Consider the following 25,456-nt stretch of genomic DNA (forward strand, 5'->3'; position numbering starts at 1 on the left):
ATGGACCACGCAACCGAACGCGACCAGGTGCAGCGCGAGGCCAAGACCTGGCTGCGCACGCCCTATCATCCCCGCCAGCAGGTCAAGGGCGCCGGCGTCGACTGCGCCATGCTGCCAGCGGCGGTCTATCACAGCGCCGGCCTGATCCCGAAAATCGCGGTGGAGTACTACCCCCAGGACTGGCATCTGCACCAGGACGAGGAGCGCTACCTCAAGATTGTCGAGACCTTCGCCACCCGCATGGAGGGGCCGCCCAACCCGGGTGACTTTGCCATCTGGAAGGTCGGCCGCTGCTGGGCGCATGGCGCCATCGTCATGGGCTGGCCGCGCATCATCCACGCGGTGATGGGCCAGGGCGTGGTGTGGGGCGACGCCCAGGTGGACTGCCTGGGCAAGGATCACCGCCTGGCCGACCTGCCGCTGCGCTTCTACACGCTGTGGGGCGAGGGCTGATGGCTGGCATCTTCTCCTCTCCCAAGTCGCGCACGCCCCAGGCCCAGCAGCCCACGGCCGCCGCCGGCGTCCAGATCCAGACCTCGGCCTACGGCAAGGCGGTCGCCCTGGTGTTCGGCACCACCAAGGTGGCGCCGAATCTGGTCTGGTACGGTGACTTCCAGTCCATCGCCCATTCCTCGGGCGGTGGCGGTGGTGGCGGTGGCGGCGGCAAGGGCGGCGGCGGCGGCGACAGCGGCGGCGGCAGCACCACCTACACCTACAAGGCCGCCTTCGCCTTCGGCCTGTGCGAGGGGCCGATCAAGGGCGTGGGGCGCGCCTGGGCGGCCAAGACCGAGACCACGCCGGCGGCGCTGAACCTCTCGGTGTTCACCGGCGCCTATCCCCAGCTGCCCTGGACCTATCTGGAGAGCCACCACGGCGAGGCGGTCGAGCGTCATACGGTTCCGACCCATGCGCCCTACACCGTCACGGTCAACTACCCGGCGCCGCCGTTCACCGATTCCGGCGTGGTTGACGAGATCGACGGGCGCACCTTCACCGCCACCGCCGTCGCCCCGGGTGTGGGGCAGTACTCGGTGGCCAACGGCACCTACACCTTCTCGGCCGCCGACGCCGGCATCGAGCTGCGCTTCACCTACACCTCGGGCAACCAGCAGCCGGCCAACCAGGCGCTGGGCTATAACGGCCTGGCCTACGTCGCCAGCCCCGACTACGACCTGGGCGACAGCCCGAACCTGCCCAACCACAATTTCGAGGTCCAGGGCATCTACTCGGATTCGGTGGACGGCGCCGAGGACGCCGACGCCTCCCTGGTGGTGCGCGGCCTGCTCACCGACCGCCATTGGGGCCTGGGCAATCTGATGCCGGCCGACCTGGTGGGCGACCAGGCGCTCTACCGCGACTACGTGCTGGCCTCGGGCCTGCTGATCTCGCCCGCCTACAGCGAGCAGCAGACGGCGGCCCAGATGATCGAGGACATCGGCACCTACACCAACGCCGACGTGGCCTGGACCGGCACCTTCAACATGCTGCCGCGCTGCCATGAGGTGGTGACCGGAAACGGCGTCACCTACACCCCGCCCGAAACGGTGTTCGACCTGGGCGACGACGACTGGATGGACAGCAGCGACGCCATCACCGCCTCGGGCACCAACATGACCGACCCGGTGGTGCTGGTGCGCGCCCGCCCGGCCGACGCCATCAACCAGGTCACCCTGGAGTATCTGAACCGCGCCAACCAGTATTCGCCCGAGCCGGTCACCGCCCGCGACGTGGCCGCCATCCGCGCCTATGGCCTCAACCAGGACAAGACCCGCCAAGCCCATCTGTTCACCACCGGCACGGTGGCGCGGTTGTCGGCCCAGCTGCTGCTGCAGCGCCAGGCCGCCCGCAATAAGTGGCAGGGCACCGTGGGCGAGGAGCATGTGCTGCTCGATGTCGGCGACACCGGCTTCATCTCCAATGCCCGCCTGCGCCTCAATCGCCAGCTGGTCCGCATCGAGGAGATCACCGACAACGACGACGGCTCGCGCGCCATGGTGTTCGAGGAGATCCTCTCGGGCGCCGGCGTCGCCGCCGCCCACACCTTCGCCGAGGCCCTGGGCAGCGCCCCTAGCTACAACGTCGATCCGGGCGATTGCGTCACCCCCATCTTCTTCGACGCTCCCACCGAGCTGACCGGCGGTCTGGAGGTATGGATGGCTACCGCCGGCGGCGACCAGTGGGCCGGCGCCCAGGTGTGGATCTCCAGCAACGACGAGTCCTACGCCCGCGCCGGCACGGTCACCGGCGACGCCCGCATGGGCGCGCTCAGCGCCCCGCTGGACGCCGGCGCCGACCCCGACAACGACCACACCCTGTCGGTGGACCTGGCCAAGAGTGGTGGCCAGCTGGGCTCTGGCACCCGTGAGGACGCCGACGCGCTCAATACGCTGTGCTGGGTCGATGGCGAGTTGGTCGCCTATCAGACCGCCACGCTGACCGGCGTTGACCGCTACGACCTGACCTATCTGCGGCGTGGCGCCTTCGGAACCACCGTGGCCGACCATGCCGCCGACAGCCGCTTCGTCCGCGTCGACCGCTCGCTGTTCCGCTACAGCTACACCAAGGACCAGATCGGCAAGCCGGTCCACGTCAAGCTGCTGTCCTACAACCTGTTCGGCGGCGGCGTGCAGACCATCTCGCAGGTTTCCGCCCACACCTACGTCATCCAGGGGCCGCCGCTGCCGCCGGCGGTCACCGGCTTCGGCGCCCAGCAGCAGGGCAATGTGGTGACCTTCCATTGGTCGCCGCTGAACAACTATGCCGTGGACATCGCCTACGGCCCCAAAGGCTGCACCGATGGCGTCACCGTCGACCAGGCGTGGGCGGCCATGAGCATGCTGACCGAATCGGCGCGCGGCACCGAGATGACCAACGCCAGCGTGCCGCCGGGCAACTGGACCTTCGCCATCCGCGCCCGCAACACCTTCTCGGACCAGCTGTCGCCCACGCTGGCCACCGTCGACCTGGTCGTCACCAATGCCCAGATCGTGCTGGACGGCACCGGCGCCAATTTGGGGCCGGATTGGCTGGGCGGCGACCTCCAGGGCCTGGTGCGCCACTGGACCGGCAAGCTGGTGCCCCAGTCGCGTGGTGTGGCGGTGGACGACGGCGATACCACCTGGGAGTTCTGCCCGAACCCGGTGGCCGCGCCGGTCTGGACCGGCCCCGCCATCGACACCGGCACCATCGACGACATCCGCATCTGGGCGACCGTGTCCACCAGCCTCGGCCCCGGCAACCAAGGCAACGTCTCCACCACCTTCGCCATGGACTGGAGCACCACCGGGGCCGACTGGAACGGCACCTATCAGCCGTGGACGGTGGGCAGCGTCCATGCCCGCTACATCCGCCCCCAGCTGCGCCTCGACACCTCGCTCGGCGGCTGCCTGGTCACCGGCTTCGTGCCGGTGGCCGACGTGCCGCTGAAGAGTGAAACCATCACCGCCACCGTTCCCGCCGGCGGCGGGTGGGTGGCGTTCTCCAAGCCCTACCACGCCCCACCGGCCGTCAATCCCGGCGCCGCCGGCGCGGGGCTGACCAGCGCATCCGCCGTCGATGTCACCGCCTACGGCTGCACCGTGCATGCCTGGAGCGGCGCCAACGACGTGGGCGGCCCCGTCGTTCTCACCATCGGACCAAGCCCATGACCGCCACCTTCGTTCAGCCCGACAGCACCGCCCAGGACTCGACCACCTACAAGGCCAACATCGACGCGGCCACGGCGGTGGTGGCGGTCCTCGGCCGCAATTTCGCCCCCCACCAGGCCGAGCCGGCCAACATGACCGTGGTGCTCGACGCCGGCTCGATCCAGGGCAACACCTCGGTGGTGGCCCATGCTGCCCAGGTCACCCCGGCCTTCATTGCCCCGGTGGCCAACCCGCGCCTCGACCTGGTCGTCGTCGATGCGTCCACCGGCGTGGTGTCGGTGGTTGCCGGCGCCGAGGCGGCGGCAACCCAGCTGCCGACGGTGCCCTCGGGCAAGATCGCCGTCGCCCAGGTCCACCTGGCCGTGGGCATGGCCGCCATCGGCAACAGCGACATCACCGACCTGCGCACCCCGTTTCGGGTGCAGCAGGCCGTCCTGGGCGTGGCCGGCTGGTACTACGACGACGCCACCGACGCCCTGCACTTCACGATGGATTCGGCGGGGTCGATCACCCTGCCGGGCAATCGCGAGGAGTGGACCTTCCTGCCCACCAATGCGTCCTGCGCCCTGGACGCCAACGGCAACCTGATCCTGACCATCTGAGAGGGGAACCCATCCCATGGATATCAATCTTGGCCGCCTCGGCTTCGTCGACAGAGGCAACTACAGCGCCGCCACGGCCTACGCCGTCCGCGACGTGGTGACCTTCAACGGCAACACCTACCGGTGCATCGTCGCCACCACCGCAGGGCAAAGCCCAACCTCCACGCCGGCAAGCTGGCTGCTGATGGCCTCGGGGCCGAGCGGCGTGATGACCACCAACGGCGACCTGCTCTACTACAACAACGGCCTTCAACGTCTGGCGGCCGGCAGCAATGGCCAGGCGCTGGTGATGACCGGCGGCCTCCCCGCCTGGGGTACCGGATCGCCCATTATTCAGGTGGTGAAGATGCGCGACACTACCCGGCGCACCGGCCTCGGCAGCGACAATACCGTGGTCTGCTCGGGCGTCGCCCTGTTCAACAAGCAGCAGGCGGCATCCAAGGTGTGGTTGAGCGGGATCGTGATGGGACAGGGGCCGGCCGGTAACAACGTTACGGTCCCGGTGTTGACGTTGACCGACAGCGCCAATGCGACCTTCGACATCATCGGGCGCTACGGATTCGAGGGGAGCGGTGGCTACGCCCAGCCGATCCATTTCAACGACCCCGGCATTACTGGTTTGGCGGCGGGAGCCGTTACCTGGGCGCTGAGGCAGACCTCCTACAGCAATGCTTCCAACGTGGCGATCAGCATCATGAACCCGGACAACAATGACGACGCTCGTTGGTATCCGCATGGGAACGCCAGGGAAAGCCACACCACCTTCACCGTCATCGAGCACAACTGAGGCCAGCCATGACCGCCAAGACCGACATCATCTTCGTGATCGCCCACGAATACGCCACCCAGGTCGCCTCGGGCGATGTGCGGGCCGTGCTCGAAGGCGACCCCGACAACTACGACGGCCTGCAATGGATCAGTGAGACGGTCGAGAAGCCGACCATGGCCGTGCTGACCGACCTGTGGACCACCAAGTACCAGGGCCTCGCTGCCTTGGCGCAGGTCCAAGCCGCGCGCCGTCCCGAATACCCGTCTCTGGCCGACTTCGCCGATGCCTATTACTGGGCGGAGAAGGGCGACCCCACCAAGATGGCCGCCTATGTAGCTAAGATCGACGCGGTGAAGGCCAAGTACCCCAAGCCGGCCGCCTGACCGATGATGGCCCTGGTCAACAATTCCAGGGATGTTTTCCCCGCCGGTATTGGCCGGCGGGGGGCTGGGCGTTGCAGCGCCCGAAGCCGCGAGTTTACGCCTCGCATGACCAGACCCGGCCGGTTTTCCGGTCATCCCCGCACCCGTGCACCGGGCGGGGCGAGTATGGGCATGCAGATCCATGGAGTCCATTCGCTGTGGCACCTGCCAGCGCAAGCTGGCCGAGGCCGACATCAAGGAGGGGAAGCTCTCCATCCGCTGCCCGCGCTGCGGCGCCGGCAATACCATCGAGAGGGCCAAGAGCCCCGAACCCGAGCCCCCTGGAGGGCCGCTGGACGAAGGCTCATGACCATCAACCTCGATCACCGTTCCGTCACCCCCGTCGATCCCGCCGTCGGCTACATCGGCGGTAAGCGCAACCTGGCCGGGGCCATCGTGCCCCTGATCCAATCGATCCCGCACACCTGCTACGCCGAGCCGTTCGCCGGCATGGGCGGCATCTTCTTCCGCCGCACCAGGGTGCCGCGCTCGGAGGTGATCAACGACGCCAGCCGCGACGTGGCGGTGTTCTTCCGCATCTTGCAGCGGCACTTCCCCCAGATGATGGACGTGCTGAAGTTCCAGATCACCAGCCGGGCCGAGTTCGAGCGCCTGTGCCGGGTCGATCCCGACACCCTCACCGACCTGGAGCGGAGCGCCCGCTTCCTGTACCTCCAGGCCACGGCCTACGGCGGCAAGGTCGCCACCCGGACCTTCGGCGTCGATCCTCGCCGCGGAGGGCGATTCAACGTGACGTTGCTGGCCCAGCGCCTCGCCGAACTGCACGAGCGGCTGGCTGGCGTCGTGCTGGAGTGCCTCGATTTCGAGGCGTTCATCCGCCGCTACGACCGCCCCTTCACCCTGTTCTACGTCGATCCGCCCTACGCCGGATCGGAGGGCTATTACGGCAAGCACCTGTTCAAGCCCGATGACTTGGTGCGGTTGGCGACCGCTTTGAAGGGCGTTCAAGGGTGGTTCATCACCTCGAATGCCGACTGCCCCGAGGTGCGAGAAGCGTTCGCCGGCTGCGAGATCAGGGAGGTCCGGACCACCTATACGGCCGGCGGCCGTGGGCGGGTCAAGGCGGGCCGCGAGGTCATCATCATCGGGGGAGGAAATGGGACGGGATGAACCCGTTCACCGTGGGCCAAACCTAAGTGTCGTCCGGGCCAAAACTTCGCGGCGCGCTACAGGATATGAAGGCCATCCATTTCGCGGCATTCTCCCAAAGAAAAAGGCCCTAGCCGGGTAAGCGGCTAAGGCCTTGATCTAACTGGTGGGCCGAGCACACCAAAACAATCGCGATATATAATTGTATTGTATTGATATTTTTTAGTGCCGTATGGTGGGGTACCCCCAAATGTACCCCCGCATTCGATTGGTAGGGGGGCAATTTGCCACGGGGCGGCCCGTGATGGCGAAAGGGGGGAGGCATACGGTATGGGTGCCGTCCCGTGGCCGTCAATGGGCGGAAAGGGCGCGGCGGGTGCCCATTGTGCCGCCGGAACCGAAGGGCCGCCACGGGCCGCCGTTCGGACCTAAGTTCGTGGGCCGAGGCTCCGGCATGAGGTAGGGGGGGGCTGGCCAGTAGGATCTCTTTTTCTGCGTTGGCTGGACCCGCAGAGATATCCGCCTTCGGGACCATGACCCACAATGACCCATCTTCGCCCCAGTCCCGCCGCTATCGCCCCGCTGGCCCCTTGAGAAACTCCACCGGGTCCACTTCCAGCACATCCGCCAGCCGACCGATGATTTTCAGGCTGGCGTGGTACTTGCCGGTTTCAAGCTGGGCTAGATAGCTCCGGCTCATTTCCGCGTCGCAGGCAAGTTCGTCCTGCGACAGGCCCTTATCGTGGCGCAGTCGGCGGAGGTTGGTGGCGAATAGCTCCCGCAGATCCATGCGGGTAGCCAATCACCTTGCTGGAAAGTTGCACCTCGATATACTGAGCAAACTGCCCGGCAGCCCGATGGGGCGGTGGAAAGTCAGTGCAAAACTTTTTCCGGCAAAAACAGCACAGCGCTCGTCATATGGTTAAACGGGCCGAACATGCTATCGTTTTGAGCGATGGATGGGGCCGAACGGGGGAGCGGGCGGATGGCATTCACACGGAAAACGGTTGGGTTGGCGGTTGGCATTCTTGCCCTGAGCGGAATTGCCTTCGCAGCCCCCGAGTCCAAACCCGCCCCATCCGTGGAACTGGCCCGTAGCCTGATCGCCGCCGAACAATTCGAGCAGGCAGTTGGCTATATCGGAAAAGCTGAATGAGCAAAATTCAGAATACTCACGTCAGTTCATGGGTAAGTTTCTTGGCAGGTGCTTTCTTGCTAGGCACTGGGGAAATAGCAACCGCCACAGCAGGACAACTCGAGGACGGGGTGGAAGCCTACAAACTTGGAAAATACACTGAAAGTATTTATATTTTAAGGCCACTGGCAGAGAGTGGAGATAAAGACGCTCAATACCATATTGCGCTAATATATTCAAATGGATATGGAATTCCACAAGATTACGAAAAGTCATCATATTGGTATAGGAAAGCGGCCGACCAAGGACTTGTTAACGCTCAGATCGTTGTTGGGTTTGGATATTATTTAGGACGATGGGGTTTTTCTAAAGATTACGTCCTTTCCCATATGTGGTTAAGTCTTGCCGCCAGCCAAGGAAATATAGATGGTGCAAATGAGCGTGATCGTCTCGCAAGGCGCATGTCTCCAGCCGAGATTGCTAAGGCACAAAAGTTGGCGAGGGATTGGAAATCCGAGGGTAAGGGCTTGGAAAAGGTTGTCGTCCCTTCACCACCAAAATCAGCCAACCCTCCGCCCAAGTCACCTACCTTAGAACCCACCCAAAGCGGCGTCCTGACTGACCCGCTAATGTCACTCCAGTACTTGAAAGCCCCTCATAGACCGGATGACGTGGCGGTGATTATCGGAAATTCGGACTATTCCCTCACGTCAAATGATATCCCATCAGTGCCCCCGGCAAAGAATGATGCCGCCGCCATGCGCCGATATGCCGCTGAGGCGCTGGGCATCCAGGAGGGGAATATCATCTTTGTTGAGAACGCCACCTCGACCCAGATGACAGAGATTTTCGGCAACGAGCGCAGCCACAAGGGCAAGATTTTCAACTGGGTGAAGCCGGGAAAGTCGCGGGTCTTCGTGTATTACGCTGGTCATGGAGCGCCGATCAGCAAAGATACGGCCGTGCTGGTGCCGGTTGATGCCACGCCATCGGGGCTGCCGGTAAGCGGATACCCTTTGAACTTGCTCTACGCCAATCTTGCGAAGCTCCATGCCGAGAGCGTGACCGTGGTGTTGGAGTCGTGCTTTTCGGGGGCCAGTGAGGCGGGGGCGGTGATCGCAGCCGCTTCACCCGTCCTGATAACCGCCAAGCCGTCAATAGTGCCGCCGAACATCACCGTCATAGCGGCGGGGGCGGCGGATCAGATCGCCTCCTGGGACCAGGACAAATCCCACGGCCTTATGACCAAGGCGTTCCTGCTTGGCATGTCCGGAGATGCGGACAAGCCGCCTTATGGGAATGGGGACGGAGTTGTCTCTTTTGATGAAATAGGGCCTTACATATCGGAGAACGTAAAATACATGGCTCGTCGATACTGGGGGCGAGATCAGGATGTTATTGTTATATTAGGTCAAATTAGAGACGGCCAATGATTAGCTCGAGCGACATGGTTTTTGTTGATTTCGTGTTCCGGGAAAAAGCGCGCGAGCTTATTGATGAGCTTTATCGAAAAGAAGAAGCTCTGGGAATTCGCAATAGAATTGAATTTTTTAGCGGAGGGCGCCCATTTCCTCATACCAGCCAAGAGAGCCTAGCTCAATATGCTAAGAGCGAAGACAGTTATTTTCGTGGAATGATAAGGAATTGTTATTTTAAAGACATACAAAATGCGAGCGATAGGGCTGATTTGATATCTATTCGTATGAAATTGCGCGAAACTTACATGACTTGCTGGAGTGAAACTCTCGAAAATATAAGAAAATCTGCGCATTTTGAGGAATTTGCATCTGAGTTCATGCCTGGATCAGTAGGAGTGATTTTGTTTCTTATTGCAATAATTTTTATGCATGTGTCCGGATATAGGCTTTTCAATCTCCAGTTAATTTTGGGGGCGGGGTTAGTTGGTGGGGCTAGCTATGTCTTGCTCTCGCTTTGGCGGGGGATGCTTCTAAAAGAAGCGATTGCCAACCTTAATAAGGCCCTCTCTGCGACACCAAATGCACCTGAGAAAGACTTGTTTTCTAATAGAGAGGCAATGACGGGTGAACGAGATATAGAATTTGAAAGTTATCTTTTTGTAAATGGGCTTATTTAAATGTTGTCCATCGGACAATGGCTTTGGGGACATTGTGTTTCTGTAGACTGGGAAATGTAGATGCTGAAGGAATAGCGCCATAACAACCCGATGGGGTGGCGAATGGCATGGCACCCATCTGGGAGCTCTGTGTGTGGGGGGGCTCGGAGGGTAGCATGGTATTTCTGGTTGAGGCGGTATCGGCAATCTCCGTCGCCCCGCAATTAGCCGCACGTATCCAAGGGGGATGGAAAGAGGCGTTTACCCTCCCGCTGGATCAGATGCACAAGGCACGGCTTCGGCCTGGACGGAAGAAAGGTCAGCTATCTTGACTCACAATTCGTTGCCACCTGTAGAACGGCTCCCCCCTAGCTATTCGCCCAGGCAAGTTATTTTGGACTGCTACAAGCTCGACTTCCCCATAAATGGGGGGTGGGGCTACGCGATGGAAGATGCATGTGTAATTGACAAAGGGGATCATACCGTCGAAAAAAACATCCCATTTGACGGCGTTGGTGTTGAGTATGCTTTTGTAGAAAAGAGGATTTACTGCGAGCTAATTTTATTCCTACCTCGTGGGAGGGAATATTCTGGAATTTCGTGGAAATTGCTTCAGCAGGATTTGATAAATCGCGATGGTCGGGATTTCGACAGGTTAATGTATTCAGTGACCGCGCTGCCCACTTCGGATTGGGAGAGCCTTAAGGCTGAATGGGAAGGACCTGACGGCATTCGCTCCCCAACCTTCGACAGCGAGGCTCATCATAGGAAGCACGAGTCAAAAACCATTTCGCTGGTTCGGGAGTATTGGTTCGATATCACCAGCTTTTATGGACAGACCGGATAGCTGAATACCGGGTTTATGGGGGCCGTGCGAGAGGGTGTTTTGAGTCTGGGCGCCGATAAGGCTCCCAAGTCAGGTGCCCGTCCCACCTTTGATTATCGAACATGGCCCCAGCCCTTCTCCGGGAAATCGACTAGGAACCGGGGCGGCGGATTGCGAAGGAATGCGAAGAAATATCCAGCAATCCAGGGCGGTGCGGGCCGCGAGCCCGGATCGTCGGGAGTTCGGCCAGGGTCAGGTCGCGACTCGGGGGCGGCACCGGGGTGCTGGCCTTCGGGATGCTGTTGCGATTAACCAGCCATACCTCGTCCGGCCGGATCAGGATGCTGATCGAGTCGTATGGGGTTGATCCGGTGGCGCGGCGCTCGCGGTCACGGAGTTCGTAAAGGCGGCGGCGGAGGCGACGGGCCTCGCGGGGATCGGCGACGGAAAGGACAATGCCGACATCGGCGGCAAGGGCGCGGTCGAAGGCGTCGCGAAGGTGGTCGGTCATGGCGTCACCGTATCGGCATTTGGATGGGGGGTGGGGGAGGTGTTATCGGTCATCTTCAAATCCTTTCGTTGCCGTGACCCCGTGGCGGGACGGACGGGACATCGGACACCCCCCTAAAGGGGGGATGTCCCGTATGTCACGATCCCCCGCCCAAGCCGGGACAAGGACAATCGGTACAAATTTCCCTATTGTCCCGTTTGTCCCGATATGCCAACGATCCAAACCCAAGTGTCTTCCACCTTGACCTTCATTGTTTCCAGTAGTTTGTCTTTTGCTCGCCGAAAGGCTGTCCTCTTGGCTTCCGCTTTGTTGTCGTGGATTTCCGGCGCAGCGTAGAAGGCATTCCGCCAGTCATTCATCAGCACTCCGCGCTTCCCTTTTCCATCCCCATCCGGAACCGGCTGCCCACGCTCATCGATCACCGCTTTCAACACCCGTAACGCAACGACAGCCTGCCCGGTTTCCTTCTTTGCAATTTGGACCGATGGACTGGGAATAGCCGGTTCAATGACACAACTCGTCACCGGTTTGCCCCGAAGGTTATTGCCGAGTCTAACGACATGGAGAGCAAAAGATTGATCCTCCCCTACCGCCATGTCTCGCTGCTTCTTCTGCTTCAGGACGGCAATCTCCCTCGGATTGTCCGGGCATTGAATGGCTAGGATTGCATCAAAATCCGTTTTTTCTGTTGAATTGGCGCTGTCATTAGAAGTTTTTTCTGTATCTTTTACCTCATTTTCTTTTTTCACCCCTTTGGAAATCTCAATCTCTGTGTCGATAGACCCAAGCAACGAGCTGTGTCCACGTGCGCCATTATTGAGATTTTTGCCAGAATGGTGGATCAGCATCAGGTGAGCGCCTGTTTCACGTCGCACCAGATCAACATTTTTGATCAATTCCCCCATAGCTTGAGAGCTGTTTTCATCGCTTCCATCCAATGCTCGGTTTACCGTATCAATGATGACAAGCTTAACTTGACCAGCCTCCTTAGAGATCAGCATTATCACATCAATTAATTTTTGAACTAAGCCGTCAAGAAGTGTGACCCGCCCTTGTACTGTGTAGTACGGAACTTCACATTCGATTGACTTATGCTTTTTCCATGCTGCCACACGGTTTTTCACCGCATTGCCACCTTCCAGCGCGAAATGCACGACAGGTCCGCCAGTGACTTCTTTTCCCCACCAAGAGCGATTAGCCGCCACGTGTAAGCCTATGTCCATCGCAATGAAGGTTTTTCCTGCATTGCTCGGGCCAAACATCACGGAAGAACCGCCCTCGCAAAGCAAGCCCTCCACAAAATCCAGTGTGTCGAGGATTGGCTCAACTTCACAAAATCTTGTGACAGCCAGCCCTAATGCAGCGAAGTCAACTTTTCCCATCGGAACAGTCCAATTTTGATGTGCAAATACCGCTAGCAAATTTCAGCAGAATGGAGACTATGGGCCGACCTGGGTCAGCCCTGGCCCCCTGAGGCGATAGATGCGGCTGATCGCTGCGTTGATCTCCAGTGCCGCATCTTCTAGCCCGTGGGCTTTGTGGTGCTCAGTCAGGTCCATGAGCTGACGCAGGACCGTTTCCCATGCCTCGTCGCTTGACGCCACGGCCTGTTCGAGAATGTGGCGCACCTGGAGCTGGGCGACTTGAATTTCAGAGTTCATGTTGTCGGAAGTCATTGCTCAGGGTCCTCGCCAGAAAGCAGGTCTTTGAGGCTGCTATAGACGACGAGGCGGCGGGAACCGATCTTGATTGTCTTGATTTTCTCAGCCGCGATAAGTTCATAGAACTTGGTGCGGCCTAAGCCGCTTGCCCTCAACGCGGCTGGGACCGTTAGAGTGATCGGGTCGAGATCATTCATTGTTGTCCTCCATAATCCGTATGAACGGGGATGGATGGACGATTACATGTGTATGGGGTGGGCGCGACGGACAGAAAAAGAAAGAAAATTATTGTCCGCGAATGCGGCGGTATAAGGGCTTGTTTTTAGAGCAATTTTCTAAAACTAGCCGACCTTCACTTCGCTCCCTAAGAAGTCTTCTGAGTCTCTTCTCAATTGCAGACTCGCTATGAAACTCCTTCGGCCTTTCCTCGTTAGTGAACCTAGCCATCATACGTCGGCCGAGAAAGGCTGGGAGTTCTTCTGGTGCAGAGTCGTCTTTTGCCAAGCTGTCATAAAGAGCTAACAGGATATTCTCCCATTTGGACAAATTCTCTTTCGGTGGCCGTCCTCGTCCTTTCTTGTGAACTTTGATTAATTCTTTCCAAGTTCTTTCAGCGCCATCGACTCCGAGTAGCTGAACCGACTCGGTGCAGACCGCACGCATACGTTCAATGAGATCAGGTGGGATTGCCTCCAAACTATCGGGATCGTCAGTTGGCATGCCGCCCCCTCGCCTGGGGAAGCTGAATTACCTCAGCTCCAGCCTTGAGCGTGTCCAGGTAGTCCGACCAGCGCTGCATCATCGCACGTCGCTGTTCGATGTACTTGGTGCGGTTGTATGCTCGGCCAAGGGCGTCCGGCACGCGGTGGGCAAGCTGCTGCTCAATAACGTGTGGGTCTTCCCCAAGCTGCTCGGCCAAGATCGTGCGGGCCATCGCTCGGAAGCCGTGGCCCGTAATCTCGGTCTTGGTGTCGTAGCCAAGACGGCGCAATGCGGCGTTTACAGCGGCCTCACTCATCGGCTTTCGCGGATCGCGGCCGGGAAACAAGCATTCACGGTTGCCGGTGTACTGGTGCAAGTCGCGCAGAATTTCAACGGCCTGGGTTGATAACGGGACCAGATGTTCAATCGTTTCGCCCTTTCGGGCCTTGGAGGCATGGAAGGCCCAGCTTCCAGCATCAAGGTCGATGTCTGCCCACTTGGCCTTTCTAAGTTCACCAGGGCGGACGAAAACCAGAGGGGCAAGTTGTAGCGCTGCCTTGACGACGACGGTGCCCTCAAAGGCGTCGAATGCGCGGAGCAACTCACCAACCAGCTTCGGGTCGGTAAGGGCGGCGAAGTGTTTGTGGCGGACAGGCGGTAAGGCCCCGCGCAAGTCGCCGGTGGGGTCGCGTTCGGCGCGCCCAGTGGCGACAGCGTAACGCATAATTTGGCCTGCGTTCTGAACTGCCCTATGGGCCGTATCGTTAGCCCCCCTGGCTTCAATCTTTCGGGCAACGGCGAGGATCATCGGCGCTGTAATCGAACCGATTGGCTTGGTGCCGATTAGCGGAAAGACATCGCTTTCAAGCCGCTGGAGAACCTTGGATGAATGCGTCTCGGCCCATGTGGCCACATTCTTAGCGAACCATTCGCGGGCTACGTTTTCGAAACTGTCGGGGCCATCAAGCAACTGCGATGACTTTTTCGCCTTCCGCGCATCGGACGGGTCGATGCCGTTGGCTAGCTGTTTCTTGGCGTCATCTCGAAGCTGGCGAGCGGTCTTGATCGTCACGTCGGGGTAAACGCCCAACGCGAGCAGTTTTTCCTTTCCGCCAAAACGATATTTCAGACGCCAATAGCGTTGATCTTGCGGGGTGACCAGCAAGAACATGCCACCGCCATCCGCCAGCTTTATTGGCTTATCGGCGGGTTTCGCCGCCTTAATTTGCAAGTCCGTAAGGGGCATTTGGGGGTATCTCCATCGCGGATGGACATATCTACCCCCAAATATACCCCCATGTACCCCCGGCTTCCAGCGATTTGATACGAACGCGGACGGCCGGATTTTGGTGGCCCATCCTATTGTGCGTCCGCATGAAATGTCAGGAAACTCGCACCTTCCACGAACGTACGCGGACATCCGCGATCCTGTGTGGATCGCGGTGCCGGTTTCGGATTTTAGAGAATTTGGTGGAGCCGAGCGGGATCGAACCGCTGACCTCCTCATTGCGAACGAGGCGCTCTCCCAACTGAGCTACGGCCCCGAAAAGGGAAGCGCGATAATGTTCAAACCGCCCGGCGCTGTCAAGCGGCTACCACCGCATCTGGCCGCCCAGGGGCTTGGATTTCTGCATGCCGCGCTTGGTCACCAGAACCCAGTCGTTGAACTGCATGTAGCGCGGCGCCAGGAATTGGTAGATGTCCCTGATTTTGTTTGTATTTTCGTCCGAGCGGACGATGAATACCGTTTTCCAGATCTGGATGAAGTCTTCCCAGGGCAGCAGGCGGCAATGCAGGGCGTCGCGCACCTGGCGGATATAGCCGATCTGATTGTCGATATTTTTCAGCATGGCCAGGATTTCGCCGGTCTGGGCGTCCACCTGGTCGAAATAATCCTGGAAGACCTTCAGCGCCCGCTGCGAGAGGCGGCCGACCTGGTCGGTGGTCTCGATCATGGAGCGGTCGGCGCCATAGATCCGGCGCAGGCCCTGCAGCTTCTCGTCGATCTTCTGGACTTCGCCGAAGGTGTCGCGCAGCGCCTCGATATAGGCCAGTTCCTTGGCCAGGGATTCGATGTAGCGCACCACCTCGTCGCGATTGTTGCGGCCCAGGCCCAATTCCTCCGCCGCCTCGGTGAAGGCCAGCTGGACGTTCTTCTTGACCTGGGGATCGTCGGCGACCTGGGCCAGCTCGGACACGTTGCTGATGACGTGCTCGTTGCCGGTCAGCCAGGTGACCAACTGCATGGTCAGGCGCTGATAGGCGATGCGACGGTGGCGGTCCTGGGGCTCCCACGAGGCCTCGCGGGTGGTGACCTCCTTGGGCAGCTTGTCGCCGGGACGCAGGCCGCGCACGAATTGCAGCCCCTCGGCCACCTTGTCCAGCATCTTGAAATCGTGCTGGTCTTCCTTCATCCCGAATTCGCGCTTGATGCCGTCGAAGGCGAGCACCGCCTCGTTGGTGGCGAGCTTGAGCACCGCCACGGGCTCGCCGGTGTCGGTCAGACGGAAATAGAGATCCTCGAAGGACGTGAAGAACTTGTGCTCGAAGGAGACCTCTCCCTCGACCTCTCCGGAATCCTTGCCTTTGTCGTCAGCAGCCATCTCTGTCGCTCACCCCTGGCGGCGCACCCCCACGGTCACGCTGCCGCCCCGAAAAGCCAAAACCACGGCAAACACAGTATGCCGGGCTCGGCGCCCTTGAACAAGAGGTGGTCAATCCCCCGCTTCGACGAAGAGGTGGCCGGGGCGGCCATGGATGTAGCCGTTGGCGAATTCGGCGCCCGGACACAGGGTGGCCAGCCGGTCCTCGGCTTCACCGGCATCGGTGGTGCCGGCCAGCACGGCGCGGAACAGCGCGGCCACCGCCACCATGTCGAAGGTCTGCGGCCACAGGCGGAAGCGGCCGATGCCGCGCGCCGCCAGCCCGGCCACATCGCCCAGCAGGTCCATGGTGTGGTAGGACATGGTCTGGGTGCCGTTGACTGCCAGGAAGGGCACGTCGTCCAGGGTCTCCACCGCCATGCCGTCGGGATCGTCGGCACAGACGTACTGGCAGCCGTCCTTGGACAGGTTGCGGGCCCGGGCGGCGTAGCAGCGCGCCGAGATGGCCAGGGGCAGGCGGCCGAAGGCCTGTACCTCGATGTCCATGGGCGTCGAGGTGGCCAGGGCGGTTACCGCCTCGGCGGCCAGCTCGGCCGGCAGGCAGGCGCGCGCCGCGCCCATGGCGGCCAGGGCGGCCAGGGTGCCCTCGTTGTAGATGTTGAGCAGCGGCCCGGCGACGAAGGGGCGGCCGTTCATCTGCGCCGCCACCGAGATGTCGTTGGCCTCCACCAGGATGCCGTCGCTCTGGGCTAGGTCGCGGGCCTGGGCGATCTCGCGGTCGGACATGATCAGGGCCAGGGAGGACAGCACCACTTCCTTGCCGGCGGCGGTCAGGCGCTCGACCACTTCGGGGATGAAGGGTTCGAAGAACGGCGTGCGCTTGGAGCACACCACCTCGCCCACATGGACGCTGTCCACATCGGCCTCGTCGGCCATGCGGAAATAGAAGTCGCGAAGGACCTCCGGCTTCCAGTTGAACAGAACCGGGCCGAGGGTGAGTTTGGGGGTGGTGGTCATTGGTTCGGTCCCTTGGCCTTGTCTGTCATCCCGAGCGAAGTCGAGGGATCTCCGCTTGGCAGGATACGGGCCGATTTGAACCGTCCGGCCAGAAGGAGATTCCTCCTCCCGATGGTCGTCGGAATGACGGACATGCTCATCGCCAAGCCTTCTCGTAGGCGCCGGTGGTCTGCTTGCCGCCTTCGGTGATGCGGTCGAGATCGATATCGGGCAGCGGCTTGCCGGCCATGACCGCGTCCACCCCGGCGCGGAAGGCCTGGACCACGGCGGCCACATAGGCGCGGCCGCGCTGGCGGCCCTCGATCTTGAAGGCGGTCACGCCGGCCTTGATCAGATCGGGCAGCATGGTCAGCGTGTTGAGCGAGGTGGGTTCCTCGAACAGATAGCTGGCCTTGTCATGGGCGATGAAGCGGCCCTTGCACAGGGTGGGATAGCCCGCCGCCTCGTCATGGGCGAACTTGTTGATGGTGAAGCCGCCCAGTTCCGAGGTGATGCCCTGGGAGGTCTCGGTATAGCGCACCTCACCGGCCGGCGAGCACACGCCATTCATGTTGGGCGACTGACCGGTCACGTATGACGACAGGGCACAGCGTCCCTCGGCCATGACGCACAATCCGCCGAACACGAAGACCTCGGTCTCGACCGGGGCGATGCGGGGATTGAGCGCGGCGATTTCCTGCACCGTCAGCACGCGGGGCAGCACCACCCGCCTGACTCCGAAGCGCTCGGCATAGAACCGGATGGCGTCGGGGTTGGAGGCGGCAGCCTGCACCGACAGATGCAGCCGCAGCTCGGGATGGGTGCGGTGGGCGTGCTCGATCAGGCCGATATCGGCCAGGATGGCGGCGTCGGCCTTGAGCTTCGCCGCGTCGGCGACCGCCTGATGCCAGATTTCCGGCTGGCCGGCGCGCGGGAAGGTGTTGATGGCCACCAGCACCTTGGCACCGCGCTCGTGGGCATAGGCGATGCCTTCGCCCAATTCCTTGCGGTTGAAGTTGAGGCCGGGGAAGTTGCGGGCGTTGGTCTCGTCGCGAAAGCCCACATAGACGCAATCGGCGCCGGCATCCACGGCGCTGCGCAGCGCCGCCGGGGTGCCGGCCGGGCAGACCAGTTCGGGACGGGTGGAGGAGGTGGAGGTGGAGGGGGAGGGGGAAGGGAGCGATGCCATCAGGCCACGCCTCCGCGCCGTGCCGCCTTGCGAAGCTGCTTCAGCTCGCCTTCCAACTGGGCTATGCGCGCCCCCTGGTTGGCGGAATCCTTGACCGCCGGGGCGATGATGGCGGCGCGCAGCGTCTCGAAATCCTCGCGCATGCGGCCCATCAGGCCGATCGCGGCGCCGGCCAGCCCGCGGAAGGGCCGGGCCAGCGGCCCCAGTTGCGTGCTGATGTCCTCGATCAGGTCGATGCCGGCGCCATCGATGGCATTGCGCAGCGCCACCACCACTTCGGTGTCGCCCTCGATCACCAGCCGGCGCGAGAAGAACAGGGCGTCGCCGTCCACCTTGCCCTCGGCCAGGGCGATCAGCATCTCCAGCGGGCCATGGATGGTGGCGGCCACCTCGCCCGGCTCGATGGAGCGGCGCACGGTGAGGCGCGGGTCCAGCGGGTTGGGCTCCAGCAGGATGACGAAGGGCAGGTCCACCGGATCGATGCACACCGCCTTGTCGGCGTAATCGGCCATGCGTTCCAGGATGTCGGGATGGCGGCGGCGCACCACGCTCAGCATGGCGTCGAACAGGGGCTGCAGCGCGGCGGGACGAAACGGCTTCAAGGCCATGCCCAGCAGCAGCACCGGCGAGAACGGTGGCGTTACCGGATTTGTCCCGGTCCTGGCATGTGCTTGCGTCATGATGTGCGGCCCTCTTTCCCTCGAGAAAGGCATTCTGCCGAGCGGTCATAGCCCCGCACGTTGACCGCCGTCAAGCAAAGGACTCCGGGGACGAACGAGTCGGGGGCAAGCTGCAGTAGGGCTTGGCAGATGCCCGCGCGCTGGCTAACCTCGCAAGAGCTGTACGAGAGGGGGCGTCCCAATGAATATCGATGTCGATCTGAGCCCGATCACCGCGCTCATCATCGACGATTCGCGCTATGCCCGCTCGTTCATCAAGACGGCGCTGCAATCCTTCGGCATCAGGACCATCCTGGAAGCCGCCGACGGGCCGAGCGGCCTGGAAATCCTGGGGCAGCAGCCGGTCCATCTGGTCATCGTCGACCATGACATGGCTCCCATGGACGGCATCGACTTCACCCGCTTCCTGCGGGCCGGCGAGATCGTGGCCTGCGACGACGTCGCCGTCATCATGATGAGCGCCGAATCCGCCGCTGAAGTGGTGTTTCAGGCGCGCAGCGCCGGCGTCAACGAGTTCCTGGTCAAGCCCATGTCGGCGGATTCCCTGTTCCGCCGCATCCGCAACGTTCTGGTCAATCCCAAGGCCTTCGTACGCACCCCCGGTTTCAAGGGGCCGGACCGCCGGCTGCTGTCGCGTCCGCCGCCCGGTGTGGCCGAACGCCGTGTGGCGGCACCTTTGGCGAAGCCGCTGCCTCTGGTCATGCCCATCGGCGCCACTGCCGCCGCCCGCCCCGCCGCCGCCCCGCATGCGCCGGTGGTCCAGGCGCCCAAGCCGGCGCAGGAGCGGACCGGACGCAAGAAATTCCATGCCGGCCAGATCGTCTTCAGCGAAGGCGATGCCGGCGACATGGCCTATGTGGTGGAAAGCGGCAAGGTCTCCATTTTCAAGACCGTTAACGGCCAGAAGGTCATCCTCGGCCAGATCGGCCCCAACGGCGTGTTCGGCGAGATGGCACTGATCGACAACGAGCCGCGCATGGCCTCGGCCATGGCCGCCGAGGAGACCTCCTGTCTGGTGATTCCCATGGCTGCGCTGAAATCCCAGATCGGCAAGACTCCCGATCTGGTGATCCTGGTGCTGGAAACCCTGCTTTACGACATCCGCAAGATGGGGCGCGAATTGGGACAGGTGCGTGCCACCCTGGAAAAGAAGCGGGCCGGAAAGTAGGCCCCTGTCATCCTGAGCGATGCGAATGATCTTCCAGCCTGAAGCGGCAGCCGTTTGTGGCTGAAAGGCCCTTCGGCTGCGCCTCAGGGTGACAGAAGGAGTGCTCACTCGTCCGCGGCGAAGCGGTCGGGGGACAGCGGCTGGGGCTGGATGGGGTCGTCGCTGGCGGGATAGAGGGAAATCTCGGCGATATTGGTCAGCGAGCGGATGGTGCCCGCCGACTGGTACTTGAAGGTCAGCGTCACCGGCAGGACCGAGGCCTGCATCTCGTCGAGGAAGATGCCGCAGCCGCGGGAATAGCGCGACCCGGTGGCGAATTCGATGCGGTAGGTTCCCTCGGGAATACCGCCGATGCCGATGTGATAGGTGGCGGGCACGTAGAAGGTGGTGACCGTGTTGCCGGCCATGGTCTTTAGCTTGACCACGCCGTCGCGGCGCCCCTCGTTGTGGACCAGCAGGCGATGGTCACCACTGACCCGGCGCGTCAGGATTTCCCCGGCGCCGGGCTGGGCGCCCCGGTTCTCGTTGCACCACTGGGCCTTGAAGCGCCCGCCCGATCCGGCATAGAGCGAGCGGGTCTCGACGAAGCCGTCGATGCCCGACGGCGTGCGCACCTTGACCCATTCGGGATCGCCGGGGGCATCGCTCACCTCGACGGTGGTGAAGCGGTCCAGCAATGTCAGCACCGGCGCGCCGGCCAGCGGCGCCATGCGCACCTTCAGGCTGTCCACCGCCACATGGCGGATTTCGCCGCTGCGGGCCGGCTGCATGGCGATGGGGGCGGCGGCGGTGGCCACCGGCTGGTCCCAGGGCTTGGCGGCGATCAGGGCAAAGACGCCGACGGTCACCGGCAGGGCCAGCAGCGGCAGGGCCTGGGCCAGGAACACGCCGCCGCCGAGGCGCCAGCGGGTCTTGAGCCGGCGGTTGTCGGAGACCTCGCGGGTGGCGTGCAGCAGATCCTCCACCCGGGCGCGGTCATCGGGCATGCTGGCGAAGCGGTTGGCCTGCAGCGCCAGCGAGCGGGCCAGTTCCAACTCGCCCCGTCCCAGGAAGGCGCGGCCCTGGCGGATCAGCACCCGGGCATTCTCGTGGCGCGGCTTGGCGCCGCCCAGCAGGTTGCGCAGCAGGACCAGGGGGGCGAGCAGCAGGCCGGGCAGGGACCACCAGCCCAGCGCCCAGGTGATGGTCGAGGCGCGCACGGCGGCACGGTCGGCGCAGGCCCGGCAAAAAATTCCCTCCACCGTGCCGGTTTTTGCCCACACCAGATACGAGCGAACCCAGTGGTAGACCACGTAGCGCGGCTGGGCGGTCAGGGCGCCGCAGTCGCAGCAGGCGATGGGGGCTCCGGCCACCTGGGCGTCGTCATCATGGGTGGATTCCTGGCCGAACGTGTCGTATTCGGCGCGGCGCACCACGTCCTTGAGGACGCCATAGGCCTCGATAACCCTTTGAAATTCCTCTTGCGCGCGCTTGGAGGTATTGCGGTCGGGATGGACCTTCTTCACGCGGGAGCGGTAGGCGCTTTTGATGGCGCCCGCATCCGCCCCCGGAGCGAGGCCGAGGATCGCGTAATAGCCTTTGGGGTCACGCGCGATGGTGTTCATGCCGATTGGTGCTTGTGCCTGGGCCAGTGGTTTGCCGGGTTCTTCAAGCAAAGCCTATGCCATCGGTCGGGGGAGTGGAAAAGCCGCGCAGGGATCATACCACGATTTGCGTTGCCGGTGCGCCGGCCGGCGGCAGGTCGACGAAAGACCGCCCCGCCTGGAAGGAAACCTGCCCCTTGATGCCGGTCATCTGGCCGCATTCGGCGAAGATGCCGGCGATGTCGCGGCACATGGCGGCGGGCAGCGGCTCGGCGGTGCGCACGATCAGGTCGAAGCGCTTGGTGTCCTTCTGCACCAGCCCGTCCAGCTGAATGCGGCCCAGCACGCTCATGCGCACCTCCAGGATGAAGCGCTGTTCGCTGCCCTTCTTGCCGCCGCCCTCGTCCTCGTTGGGCGGGCGGTGGACGTAGAGGTCGATGGGGTCCACATTGGCGCCATGGGCGAAGGGCAGGGTGATGGCCTGCCAGTCGCCCCGCCCCATGGGCCGGGTGGCCTCCTCGGCCAGATCGAGGAACTCCTTCTTCAGCTTGTCGGCCAGATCCCGGCGCCCGGCCTTTTCCAGGCCCCGGGTCACCGGCTCGCTGAGCAACTGGCGGGCATCGCCCGAGCGCACGGCGCCGGCGAACAGGGACATGGCCGCCGCCAGACGGGGACCCGCCTGGGGGATCATCCGCATCAGCTGCTCGGCGGCCTGACGGTCCGATTGCAGCAGGGCGTCCACCGCCTGATCCAGGGTGGGCCAGCCGCCGGGGCTCAGCCCCTGGGGCGGGCCGGCGGCTGGCGCCAGCGGTGGCGGCGGCAGGGGGCGGCCGATCACCTCCAGGCGCAGCACGCTGCCGATGGGCATGGGCATGCCCACGTCCAGTGACAGGGTTCCGGCCGGGCTTTGGATCACGGCGGCGCCGCCGGCCGGCTGGGCCACCACGATGGCGGGCAGGGTCACGGTCTGGGACGGAGGAGCGGCCGGGGCGGGCGGCATGACGGGAGGGCCGGCGGGAAGGGCCGGGGCCGTCCCCGGCATGGTGGGCTGGGCGATGGCAGGAGAGGCATGGCCTGCGGGCGGCGCGACCGCCGGCCCGGTGGCGATGGCGGGCCGGGCCGAGACCGGCTCCGTCTGGGGCTGCGGAGCGGCGGCCGGTTGCGCCGTGGCGGTGGGAATGGGCTGGCCGCCACTTACCGCGCCCTGGCCGGGCGGAGCCATGGCGGCGATGCGCACCGTGAGAAGGGTGCCGGCGGCAAGGTTGGTCAGCGCCGTGGGCAGGGGCTGGGCCATGTCCAGACCCGGCGTGGCAGCATTGGGGGGCAGCATCACCGCGCCGGGCGGGCCGGAGCGGATGACGGTGGCGGTCAGGCCCACCGGCCCCGCCGCCAGTCCGGGCGAGGCCGTCACGGGCGCTCCGGCCGGGCCGGGCTGGGCCAGGGGCGATGGGGCGGCTGGATTCTGGGCCTGTCCCGCCTTGGCGCCACTATTGCCCAGCAGGGCGGCGAGGTCGGGCGGATTGGGCGGCAGGAGGGGCTGGGGGGCCAGGCCCATGGGGCGGCCGTTGATGGACAGCAGCTTGAAGGCGGGCAGGCCGTTCTGCGAGATGAATTGCAGGGCCAGTTGGGCGCCGTCGGGCGGCAGGGGTTGGCCCGGCGGCAGCCGCAGCGACAGGCTGCTCCCGTCGGCGGTCATCACCTGGACCACCCCCTTGCCCTCGGACATTGTCAGGGTGGCGGCCAGCACCGCACCGGCCTGCAGCTTGGCCAGGGCCTCGGCGGCACCCTTGTCGGCCACCACGCTCAGCACTACCGGCGCGCTGACCTGGGGAGGCAGGGCGACCGGAGGCGGAGCCGGCGGGATGGCCGAGCACATGGCGGTGCTAGCGCGAGCGGATCAGGCGCTCGACGATGGCCTCGACATCGGCGGCGGCCTCGGCGTTGGGCGAGCGCATCATGATGGGCGTCTGGTTGCGGATGGCTTCCCGGACCTTGAGATCGCGGCGGATGACGCCGGCCAGGGGCGGCGAAATCTTCAGGAAGCCTTCGCAGGCCTTGAGCAGGGTGTTGTAGATGCGCTCGCCCTCGCGGGTGGAATTGGCCATGTTGACCACGATGCGCATGTCGGTGCCGGGGCGCTCCATATGGGTGACCTTGATGAAGGCATAGGCATCGGTCAGCGAGGTGGGCTCGTCGGTGGTCACCACCATGATGGTGCCCGCCTGCTGCGAGAAGTTACGGGTGGTCTTCTCCACGCCGGCCCCCAGGTCGACCACCACGCGGTCGTAATTGCCGGCCAGCAGCACCAGATCGTCGCCCAGCATCTGCAGGCGCGACAGCGGGATGTTGGCCAGCGTGCCGGACCCCGAGCGGCCGGCGATGATGTCGAAACCGCCCTCGGGGAAGCGGGTCAGGGCCTGGTTGAGCGTCATGCGCCCGGCCACCACGCTGCCCAGATCGGTCTTGGGCATCAGGCCCAGCTGGATGTCCACATTGGCCAGCCCCAGGTCGCCGTCGAACAGCAGAACCCGCTGGTTGGCCCGCGCCAAAGCGTGGGACAGGGTGATCGAGAACCAGGTCTTGCCGACCCCGCCCTTGCCGGACGCCACCGCGACGATGTTGCGTCCCTTGGCCCGAAGGGTGGGGCGGGGCGCCAGGGTGGGAACTTCCATCGTGGTCATGATGCGGATGCCTCGGTCCAGAAGGTTTCATCTTTGGGTTCGGCCTCGGCCGATTGCGGCATGATCAGCCGCGCCAGCGCCACGGCCGAAATGGGCGAGATGCCCGAGGCCACATGGGGACTGGCGGAAACGTCGCAGAACGCCATCTGCCCGCCCTCGGCGGCGGCCAGGATGGAGCCCAGGCGCCGCGTGGTGTCGAGCCGCGACGCGAACAGCCGCGTGGCGCCGATGGCGGCGAAGGCCTCGCCGATCTCGGCGGCCTCTTCCGGGTCGCCGCCGGCGGCCATCACCAGGACGGGCTCCACGTCGGCGGCCTCGATCAGGGCCTGGAGATAGTCCATGTCGCTCTGCTTGAACGGGTTGAGGCCGGGCGAATCGATCACCACCAGATCGAAGGCGCCGTTCACGCTTTCCACCACCCGGGCCAGGGATTCCGGTCCCCTGGCGCGAACCAGGTCGATCTCCAGGATGGAGGTGAAGGCGGCCAGTTGCTCGACGGCGCCGGCGCGGATGTTGTCGCAGGTGATGACGCCCACCTGCCGCTGCTTCAGCACCGAGCGCGCCGCCAGCTTGGCGGCGGCGATGGACTTGCCCGAGCCGTTGGGTCCCACCAGCATGAAGGGGCGCGGCGCCCCGTGCTCGGGCAGGTGGGCGAAGGTGAAGCCGGCTTCCAGGGCGGCGGCGCAGGCCAGCGGCGGCTGGGAAAGACCGGAGGTATGGGCGGCATTGACCAGCCGCTCCACCAGCTTGGACGGCACGCCGTGGTCGACCAGGGCCTTGCGCACCGCCTCGGACACCTCGGACCCGCCGGTGGCTTCCTCCAGCATGGAGGCCACGGCCAGATCGGCATCGACGGATTCCAGGGCGGCGGTGATGCGCACCCCCTTGGACCCGGCGGCGCGCTGGGTCGAGACGATGATGGCGTCGTCGCCCAGTTCCTGGCGGACCAGTTCCATGGCCTCGGCCATGGTGGGGGCGGTGAAGGATTTAAGCCTCATCGACCGCTCTCCCTGTTATCCCGAGCGGAGCGAGGGATCTCCGTCTGGAACGATGGCGGGAGAACGGACAAATCGGAGCAGGACGAGATCCCTCCTCCC

The 25,456-nt window shown here is 63.5% G+C and carries 27 protein-coding genes and 1 tRNA gene; 12 read left to right on the forward strand and 16 right to left on the reverse strand.

All coding sequences use genetic code 11. The features are described 5' to 3' along the window. From AMB_RS02445 to AMB_RS02470, 7 genes are all read left to right on the forward strand, one after another. Window positions 1-453: a hydrolase gene (locus tag AMB_RS02445; RefSeq protein WP_011382920.1), complete on the forward strand. Its 453-nt coding sequence runs from the start codon at window positions 1-3 to the stop codon at window positions 451-453. Further along, window positions 453-3,647, forward strand: a complete 3,195-nt coding sequence (locus AMB_RS23140) for a phage tail protein (RefSeq protein WP_011382921.1) — start codon at window positions 453-455, stop codon at window positions 3,645-3,647. The genes AMB_RS02445 and AMB_RS23140 overlap by 1 nt, the downstream gene beginning before the upstream one ends. Continuing rightward, entirely contained in the window at window positions 3,644-4,249 is a 606-nt protein-coding gene (locus tag AMB_RS02455; protein WP_011382922.1) for a hypothetical protein, read from the forward strand. The genes AMB_RS23140 and AMB_RS02455 overlap by 4 nt, the downstream gene beginning before the upstream one ends. Window positions 4,250-4,265: 16 nt before the next feature. Next, window positions 4,266-5,036 (forward strand): carbohydrate-binding protein, encoded by a 771-nt coding sequence (locus AMB_RS02460; protein WP_011382923.1) that lies wholly within the window; start codon window positions 4,266-4,268, stop codon window positions 5,034-5,036. 8 nt (window positions 5,037-5,044) lie between these two features. Next, a complete protein-coding gene (locus AMB_RS02465; RefSeq protein WP_011382924.1) occupies window positions 5,045-5,401 on the forward strand; it encodes a hypothetical protein in 357 nt (118 codons plus the stop codon). Between the two features lie 181 nt (window positions 5,402-5,582). Continuing rightward, entirely contained in the window at window positions 5,583-5,750 is a 168-nt protein-coding gene (locus AMB_RS24790; RefSeq protein ID WP_148207264.1) for a Com family DNA-binding transcriptional regulator, read from the forward strand. Further along, window positions 5,747-6,571, forward strand: a complete 825-nt coding sequence (locus AMB_RS02470; RefSeq protein ID WP_043743234.1) for a DNA adenine methylase — start codon at window positions 5,747-5,749, stop codon at window positions 6,569-6,571. Before AMB_RS24790 ends, AMB_RS02470 begins: the two co-directional genes overlap by 4 nt. Window positions 6,572-7,121: 550 nt before the next feature. Here AMB_RS02470 and AMB_RS02475 read toward each other — a convergent pair. Then, on the reverse strand, window positions 7,122-7,340 hold the full coding sequence (locus AMB_RS02475; RefSeq protein WP_043743236.1) for a helix-turn-helix domain-containing protein: 219 nt from the start codon (window positions 7,338-7,340) through the stop codon (window positions 7,122-7,124). A gap of 195 nt (window positions 7,341-7,535) precedes the next feature. Here AMB_RS02475 and AMB_RS25550 point away from each other — a divergent pair, with 195 nt between their 5' ends. The 4 genes from AMB_RS25550 to AMB_RS24800 all read left to right on the forward strand — a co-directional run bounded on the left by AMB_RS25550 (window position 7,536) and on the right by AMB_RS24800 (window position 10,606). Then, entirely contained in the window at window positions 7,536-7,706 is a 171-nt protein-coding gene (locus AMB_RS25550) for a hypothetical protein (protein ID WP_158303919.1), read from the forward strand. Beyond that, complete coding sequence (locus AMB_RS23885; RefSeq protein ID WP_083763417.1) at window positions 7,703-9,118, forward strand: caspase family protein; 1,416 nt, start codon at window positions 7,703-7,705, stop codon at window positions 9,116-9,118. Before AMB_RS25550 ends, AMB_RS23885 begins: the two co-directional genes overlap by 4 nt. Then, a complete protein-coding gene (locus AMB_RS24795; protein WP_148207265.1) occupies window positions 9,115-9,780 on the forward strand; it encodes a hypothetical protein in 666 nt (221 codons plus the stop codon). The genes AMB_RS23885 and AMB_RS24795 overlap by 4 nt, the downstream gene beginning before the upstream one ends. A 424-nt stretch (window positions 9,781-10,204) precedes the next feature. Continuing rightward, window positions 10,205-10,606 carry a hypothetical protein gene (locus AMB_RS24800; RefSeq protein WP_148207266.1) on the forward strand — a complete coding sequence of 134 codons (402 nt, stop codon included), beginning with the start codon at window positions 10,205-10,207 and terminating at the stop codon, window positions 10,604-10,606. Window positions 10,607-10,736: 130 nt separating this feature from the next. Here the strand turns inward: AMB_RS24800 and AMB_RS02485 are convergent, their stop codons facing one another. From AMB_RS02485 to AMB_RS02535, 11 genes are all read right to left on the reverse strand, one after another. Further along, window positions 10,737-11,096: a hypothetical protein gene (locus AMB_RS02485; RefSeq protein WP_011382930.1), complete on the reverse strand. Its 360-nt coding sequence runs from the start codon at window positions 11,094-11,096 to the stop codon at window positions 10,737-10,739. Window positions 11,097-11,281: 185 nt separating this feature from the next. Beyond that, on the reverse strand, window positions 11,282-12,478 hold the full coding sequence (locus AMB_RS23890) for an AAA family ATPase (RefSeq protein ID WP_083763418.1): 1,197 nt from the start codon (window positions 12,476-12,478) through the stop codon (window positions 11,282-11,284). 57 nt (window positions 12,479-12,535) lie between these two features. After that, window positions 12,536-12,772, reverse strand: coding sequence for a hypothetical protein (locus AMB_RS02500; protein ID WP_043743243.1), 237 nt, complete (start codon window positions 12,770-12,772; stop codon window positions 12,536-12,538). Further along, on the reverse strand, window positions 12,769-12,954 hold the full coding sequence (locus AMB_RS02505) for a helix-turn-helix transcriptional regulator (protein ID WP_011382931.1): 186 nt from the start codon (window positions 12,952-12,954) through the stop codon (window positions 12,769-12,771). Before AMB_RS02505 ends, AMB_RS02500 begins: the two co-directional genes overlap by 4 nt. Window positions 12,955-13,042: 88 nt before the next feature. Then, on the reverse strand, window positions 13,043-13,477 hold the full coding sequence (locus AMB_RS24805; RefSeq protein ID WP_148207267.1) for a hypothetical protein: 435 nt from the start codon (window positions 13,475-13,477) through the stop codon (window positions 13,043-13,045). Continuing rightward, entirely contained in the window at window positions 13,467-14,705 is a 1,239-nt protein-coding gene (locus tag AMB_RS02510; protein ID WP_011382932.1) for a tyrosine-type recombinase/integrase, read from the reverse strand. The genes AMB_RS24805 and AMB_RS02510 overlap by 11 nt, the downstream gene beginning before the upstream one ends. A 222-nt stretch (window positions 14,706-14,927) precedes the next feature. Then, a tRNA-Ala gene (locus AMB_RS02515) sits at window positions 14,928-15,003 on the reverse strand. Window positions 15,004-15,051: 48 nt separating this feature from the next. Next, on the reverse strand, window positions 15,052-16,062 hold the full coding sequence (locus AMB_RS02520; protein WP_011382933.1) for a hypothetical protein: 1,011 nt from the start codon (window positions 16,060-16,062) through the stop codon (window positions 15,052-15,054). A 111-nt stretch (window positions 16,063-16,173) separates the two neighbouring features. Next, on the reverse strand, window positions 16,174-17,079 hold the full coding sequence (locus AMB_RS02525; RefSeq protein WP_011382934.1) for a ubiquinone anaerobic biosynthesis protein UbiV: 906 nt from the start codon (window positions 17,077-17,079) through the stop codon (window positions 16,174-16,176). A gap of 136 nt (window positions 17,080-17,215) precedes the next feature. Next, window positions 17,216-18,247 (reverse strand): ubiquinone anaerobic biosynthesis protein UbiU, encoded by a 1,032-nt coding sequence (locus AMB_RS02530; RefSeq protein WP_011382935.1) that lies wholly within the window; start codon window positions 18,245-18,247, stop codon window positions 17,216-17,218. Then, complete coding sequence (locus AMB_RS02535; RefSeq protein WP_011382936.1) at window positions 18,247-18,927, reverse strand: ubiquinone anaerobic biosynthesis accessory factor UbiT; 681 nt, start codon at window positions 18,925-18,927, stop codon at window positions 18,247-18,249. The genes AMB_RS02530 and AMB_RS02535 overlap by 1 nt, the downstream gene beginning before the upstream one ends. A gap of 181 nt (window positions 18,928-19,108) precedes the next feature. Here AMB_RS02535 and AMB_RS02540 point away from each other — a divergent pair, with 181 nt between their 5' ends. Next, on the forward strand, window positions 19,109-20,095 hold the full coding sequence (locus AMB_RS02540) for a cyclic nucleotide-binding domain-containing protein (protein WP_011382937.1): 987 nt from the start codon (window positions 19,109-19,111) through the stop codon (window positions 20,093-20,095). Between the two features lie 104 nt (window positions 20,096-20,199). On the opposite strand, the gene AMB_RS02545 is transcribed toward AMB_RS02540, so the two are convergent. The 4 genes from AMB_RS02545 to AMB_RS02560 all read right to left on the reverse strand — a co-directional run bounded on the left by AMB_RS02545 (window position 20,200) and on the right by AMB_RS02560 (window position 25,357). Then, a complete protein-coding gene (locus AMB_RS02545; protein ID WP_043743245.1) occupies window positions 20,200-21,699 on the reverse strand; it encodes a DnaJ domain-containing protein in 1,500 nt (499 codons plus the stop codon). Window positions 21,700-21,793: 94 nt separating this feature from the next. Then, window positions 21,794-23,554 carry a DNA polymerase III gene (locus tag AMB_RS02550; protein WP_011382939.1) on the reverse strand — a complete coding sequence of 587 codons (1,761 nt, stop codon included), beginning with the start codon at window positions 23,552-23,554 and terminating at the stop codon, window positions 21,794-21,796. A gap of 7 nt (window positions 23,555-23,561) precedes the next feature. Beyond that, complete coding sequence (locus AMB_RS02555; RefSeq protein ID WP_011382940.1) at window positions 23,562-24,359, reverse strand: MinD/ParA family protein; 798 nt, start codon at window positions 24,357-24,359, stop codon at window positions 23,562-23,564. Next, entirely contained in the window at window positions 24,356-25,357 is a 1,002-nt protein-coding gene (locus AMB_RS02560) for a GTP-binding protein (RefSeq protein ID WP_011382941.1), read from the reverse strand. Before AMB_RS02560 ends, AMB_RS02555 begins: the two co-directional genes overlap by 4 nt. Window positions 25,358-25,456: the final 99 nt, after the last annotated feature.

Origin of the sequence: Paramagnetospirillum magneticum AMB-1 (genome assembly GCF_000009985.1) — a bacterium.
Classification (GTDB): domain Bacteria; phylum Pseudomonadota; class Alphaproteobacteria; order Rhodospirillales; family Magnetospirillaceae; genus Phaeospirillum; species Phaeospirillum magneticum.

Coding starts and splice junctions, on each gene's coding strand:
- AMB_RS02445 (WP_011382920.1), top strand. CDS start 1: ATGGACCACGCAACCGAACGCGACCAGGTGCAGCGCGAGGCCAAGACC.
- AMB_RS23140 (WP_011382921.1), top strand. CDS start 453: ATGGCTGGCATCTTCTCCTCTCCCAAGTCGCGCACGCCCCAGGCCCAG.
- AMB_RS02455 (WP_011382922.1), top strand. CDS start 3,644: ATGACCGCCACCTTCGTTCAGCCCGACAGCACCGCCCAGGACTCGACC.
- AMB_RS02460 (WP_011382923.1), top strand. CDS start 4,266: ATGGATATCAATCTTGGCCGCCTCGGCTTCGTCGACAGAGGCAACTAC.
- AMB_RS02465 (WP_011382924.1), top strand. CDS start 5,045: ATGACCGCCAAGACCGACATCATCTTCGTGATCGCCCACGAATACGCC.
- AMB_RS24790 (WP_148207264.1), top strand. CDS start 5,583: ATGGAGTCCATTCGCTGTGGCACCTGCCAGCGCAAGCTGGCCGAGGCC.
- AMB_RS02470 (WP_043743234.1), top strand. CDS start 5,747: ATGACCATCAACCTCGATCACCGTTCCGTCACCCCCGTCGATCCCGCC.
- AMB_RS02475 (WP_043743236.1), bottom strand. CDS start 7,340: ATGGATCTGCGGGAGCTATTCGCCACCAACCTCCGCCGACTGCGCCAC.
- AMB_RS25550 (WP_158303919.1), top strand. CDS start 7,536: ATGGCATTCACACGGAAAACGGTTGGGTTGGCGGTTGGCATTCTTGCC.
- AMB_RS23885 (WP_083763417.1), top strand. CDS start 7,703: ATGAGCAAAATTCAGAATACTCACGTCAGTTCATGGGTAAGTTTCTTG.
- AMB_RS24795 (WP_148207265.1), top strand. CDS start 9,115: ATGATTAGCTCGAGCGACATGGTTTTTGTTGATTTCGTGTTCCGGGAA.
- AMB_RS24800 (WP_148207266.1), top strand. CDS start 10,205: ATGGAAGATGCATGTGTAATTGACAAAGGGGATCATACCGTCGAAAAA.
- AMB_RS02485 (WP_011382930.1), bottom strand. CDS start 11,096: ATGACCGACCACCTTCGCGACGCCTTCGACCGCGCCCTTGCCGCCGAT.
- AMB_RS23890 (WP_083763418.1), bottom strand. CDS start 12,478: ATGGGAAAAGTTGACTTCGCTGCATTAGGGCTGGCTGTCACAAGATTT.
- AMB_RS02500 (WP_043743243.1), bottom strand. CDS start 12,772: ATGACTTCCGACAACATGAACTCTGAAATTCAAGTCGCCCAGCTCCAG.
- AMB_RS02505 (WP_011382931.1), bottom strand. CDS start 12,954: ATGAATGATCTCGACCCGATCACTCTAACGGTCCCAGCCGCGTTGAGG.
- AMB_RS24805 (WP_148207267.1), bottom strand. CDS start 13,477: ATGCCAACTGACGATCCCGATAGTTTGGAGGCAATCCCACCTGATCTC.
- AMB_RS02510 (WP_011382932.1), bottom strand. CDS start 14,705: ATGCCCCTTACGGACTTGCAAATTAAGGCGGCGAAACCCGCCGATAAG.
- AMB_RS02520 (WP_011382933.1), bottom strand. CDS start 16,062: ATGGCTGCTGACGACAAAGGCAAGGATTCCGGAGAGGTCGAGGGAGAG.
- AMB_RS02525 (WP_011382934.1), bottom strand. CDS start 17,079: ATGACCACCACCCCCAAACTCACCCTCGGCCCGGTTCTGTTCAACTGG.
- AMB_RS02530 (WP_011382935.1), bottom strand. CDS start 18,247: ATGGCATCGCTCCCTTCCCCCTCCCCCTCCACCTCCACCTCCTCCACC.
- AMB_RS02535 (WP_011382936.1), bottom strand. CDS start 18,927: ATGACGCAAGCACATGCCAGGACCGGGACAAATCCGGTAACGCCACCG.
- AMB_RS02540 (WP_011382937.1), top strand. CDS start 19,109: ATGAATATCGATGTCGATCTGAGCCCGATCACCGCGCTCATCATCGAC.
- AMB_RS02545 (WP_043743245.1), bottom strand. CDS start 21,699: ATGAACACCATCGCGCGTGACCCCAAAGGCTATTACGCGATCCTCGGC.
- AMB_RS02550 (WP_011382939.1), bottom strand. CDS start 23,554: ATGTGCTCGGCCATCCCGCCGGCTCCGCCTCCGGTCGCCCTGCCTCCC.
- AMB_RS02555 (WP_011382940.1), bottom strand. CDS start 24,359: ATGACCACGATGGAAGTTCCCACCCTGGCGCCCCGCCCCACCCTTCGG.
- AMB_RS02560 (WP_011382941.1), bottom strand. CDS start 25,357: ATGAGGCTTAAATCCTTCACCGCCCCCACCATGGCCGAGGCCATGGAA.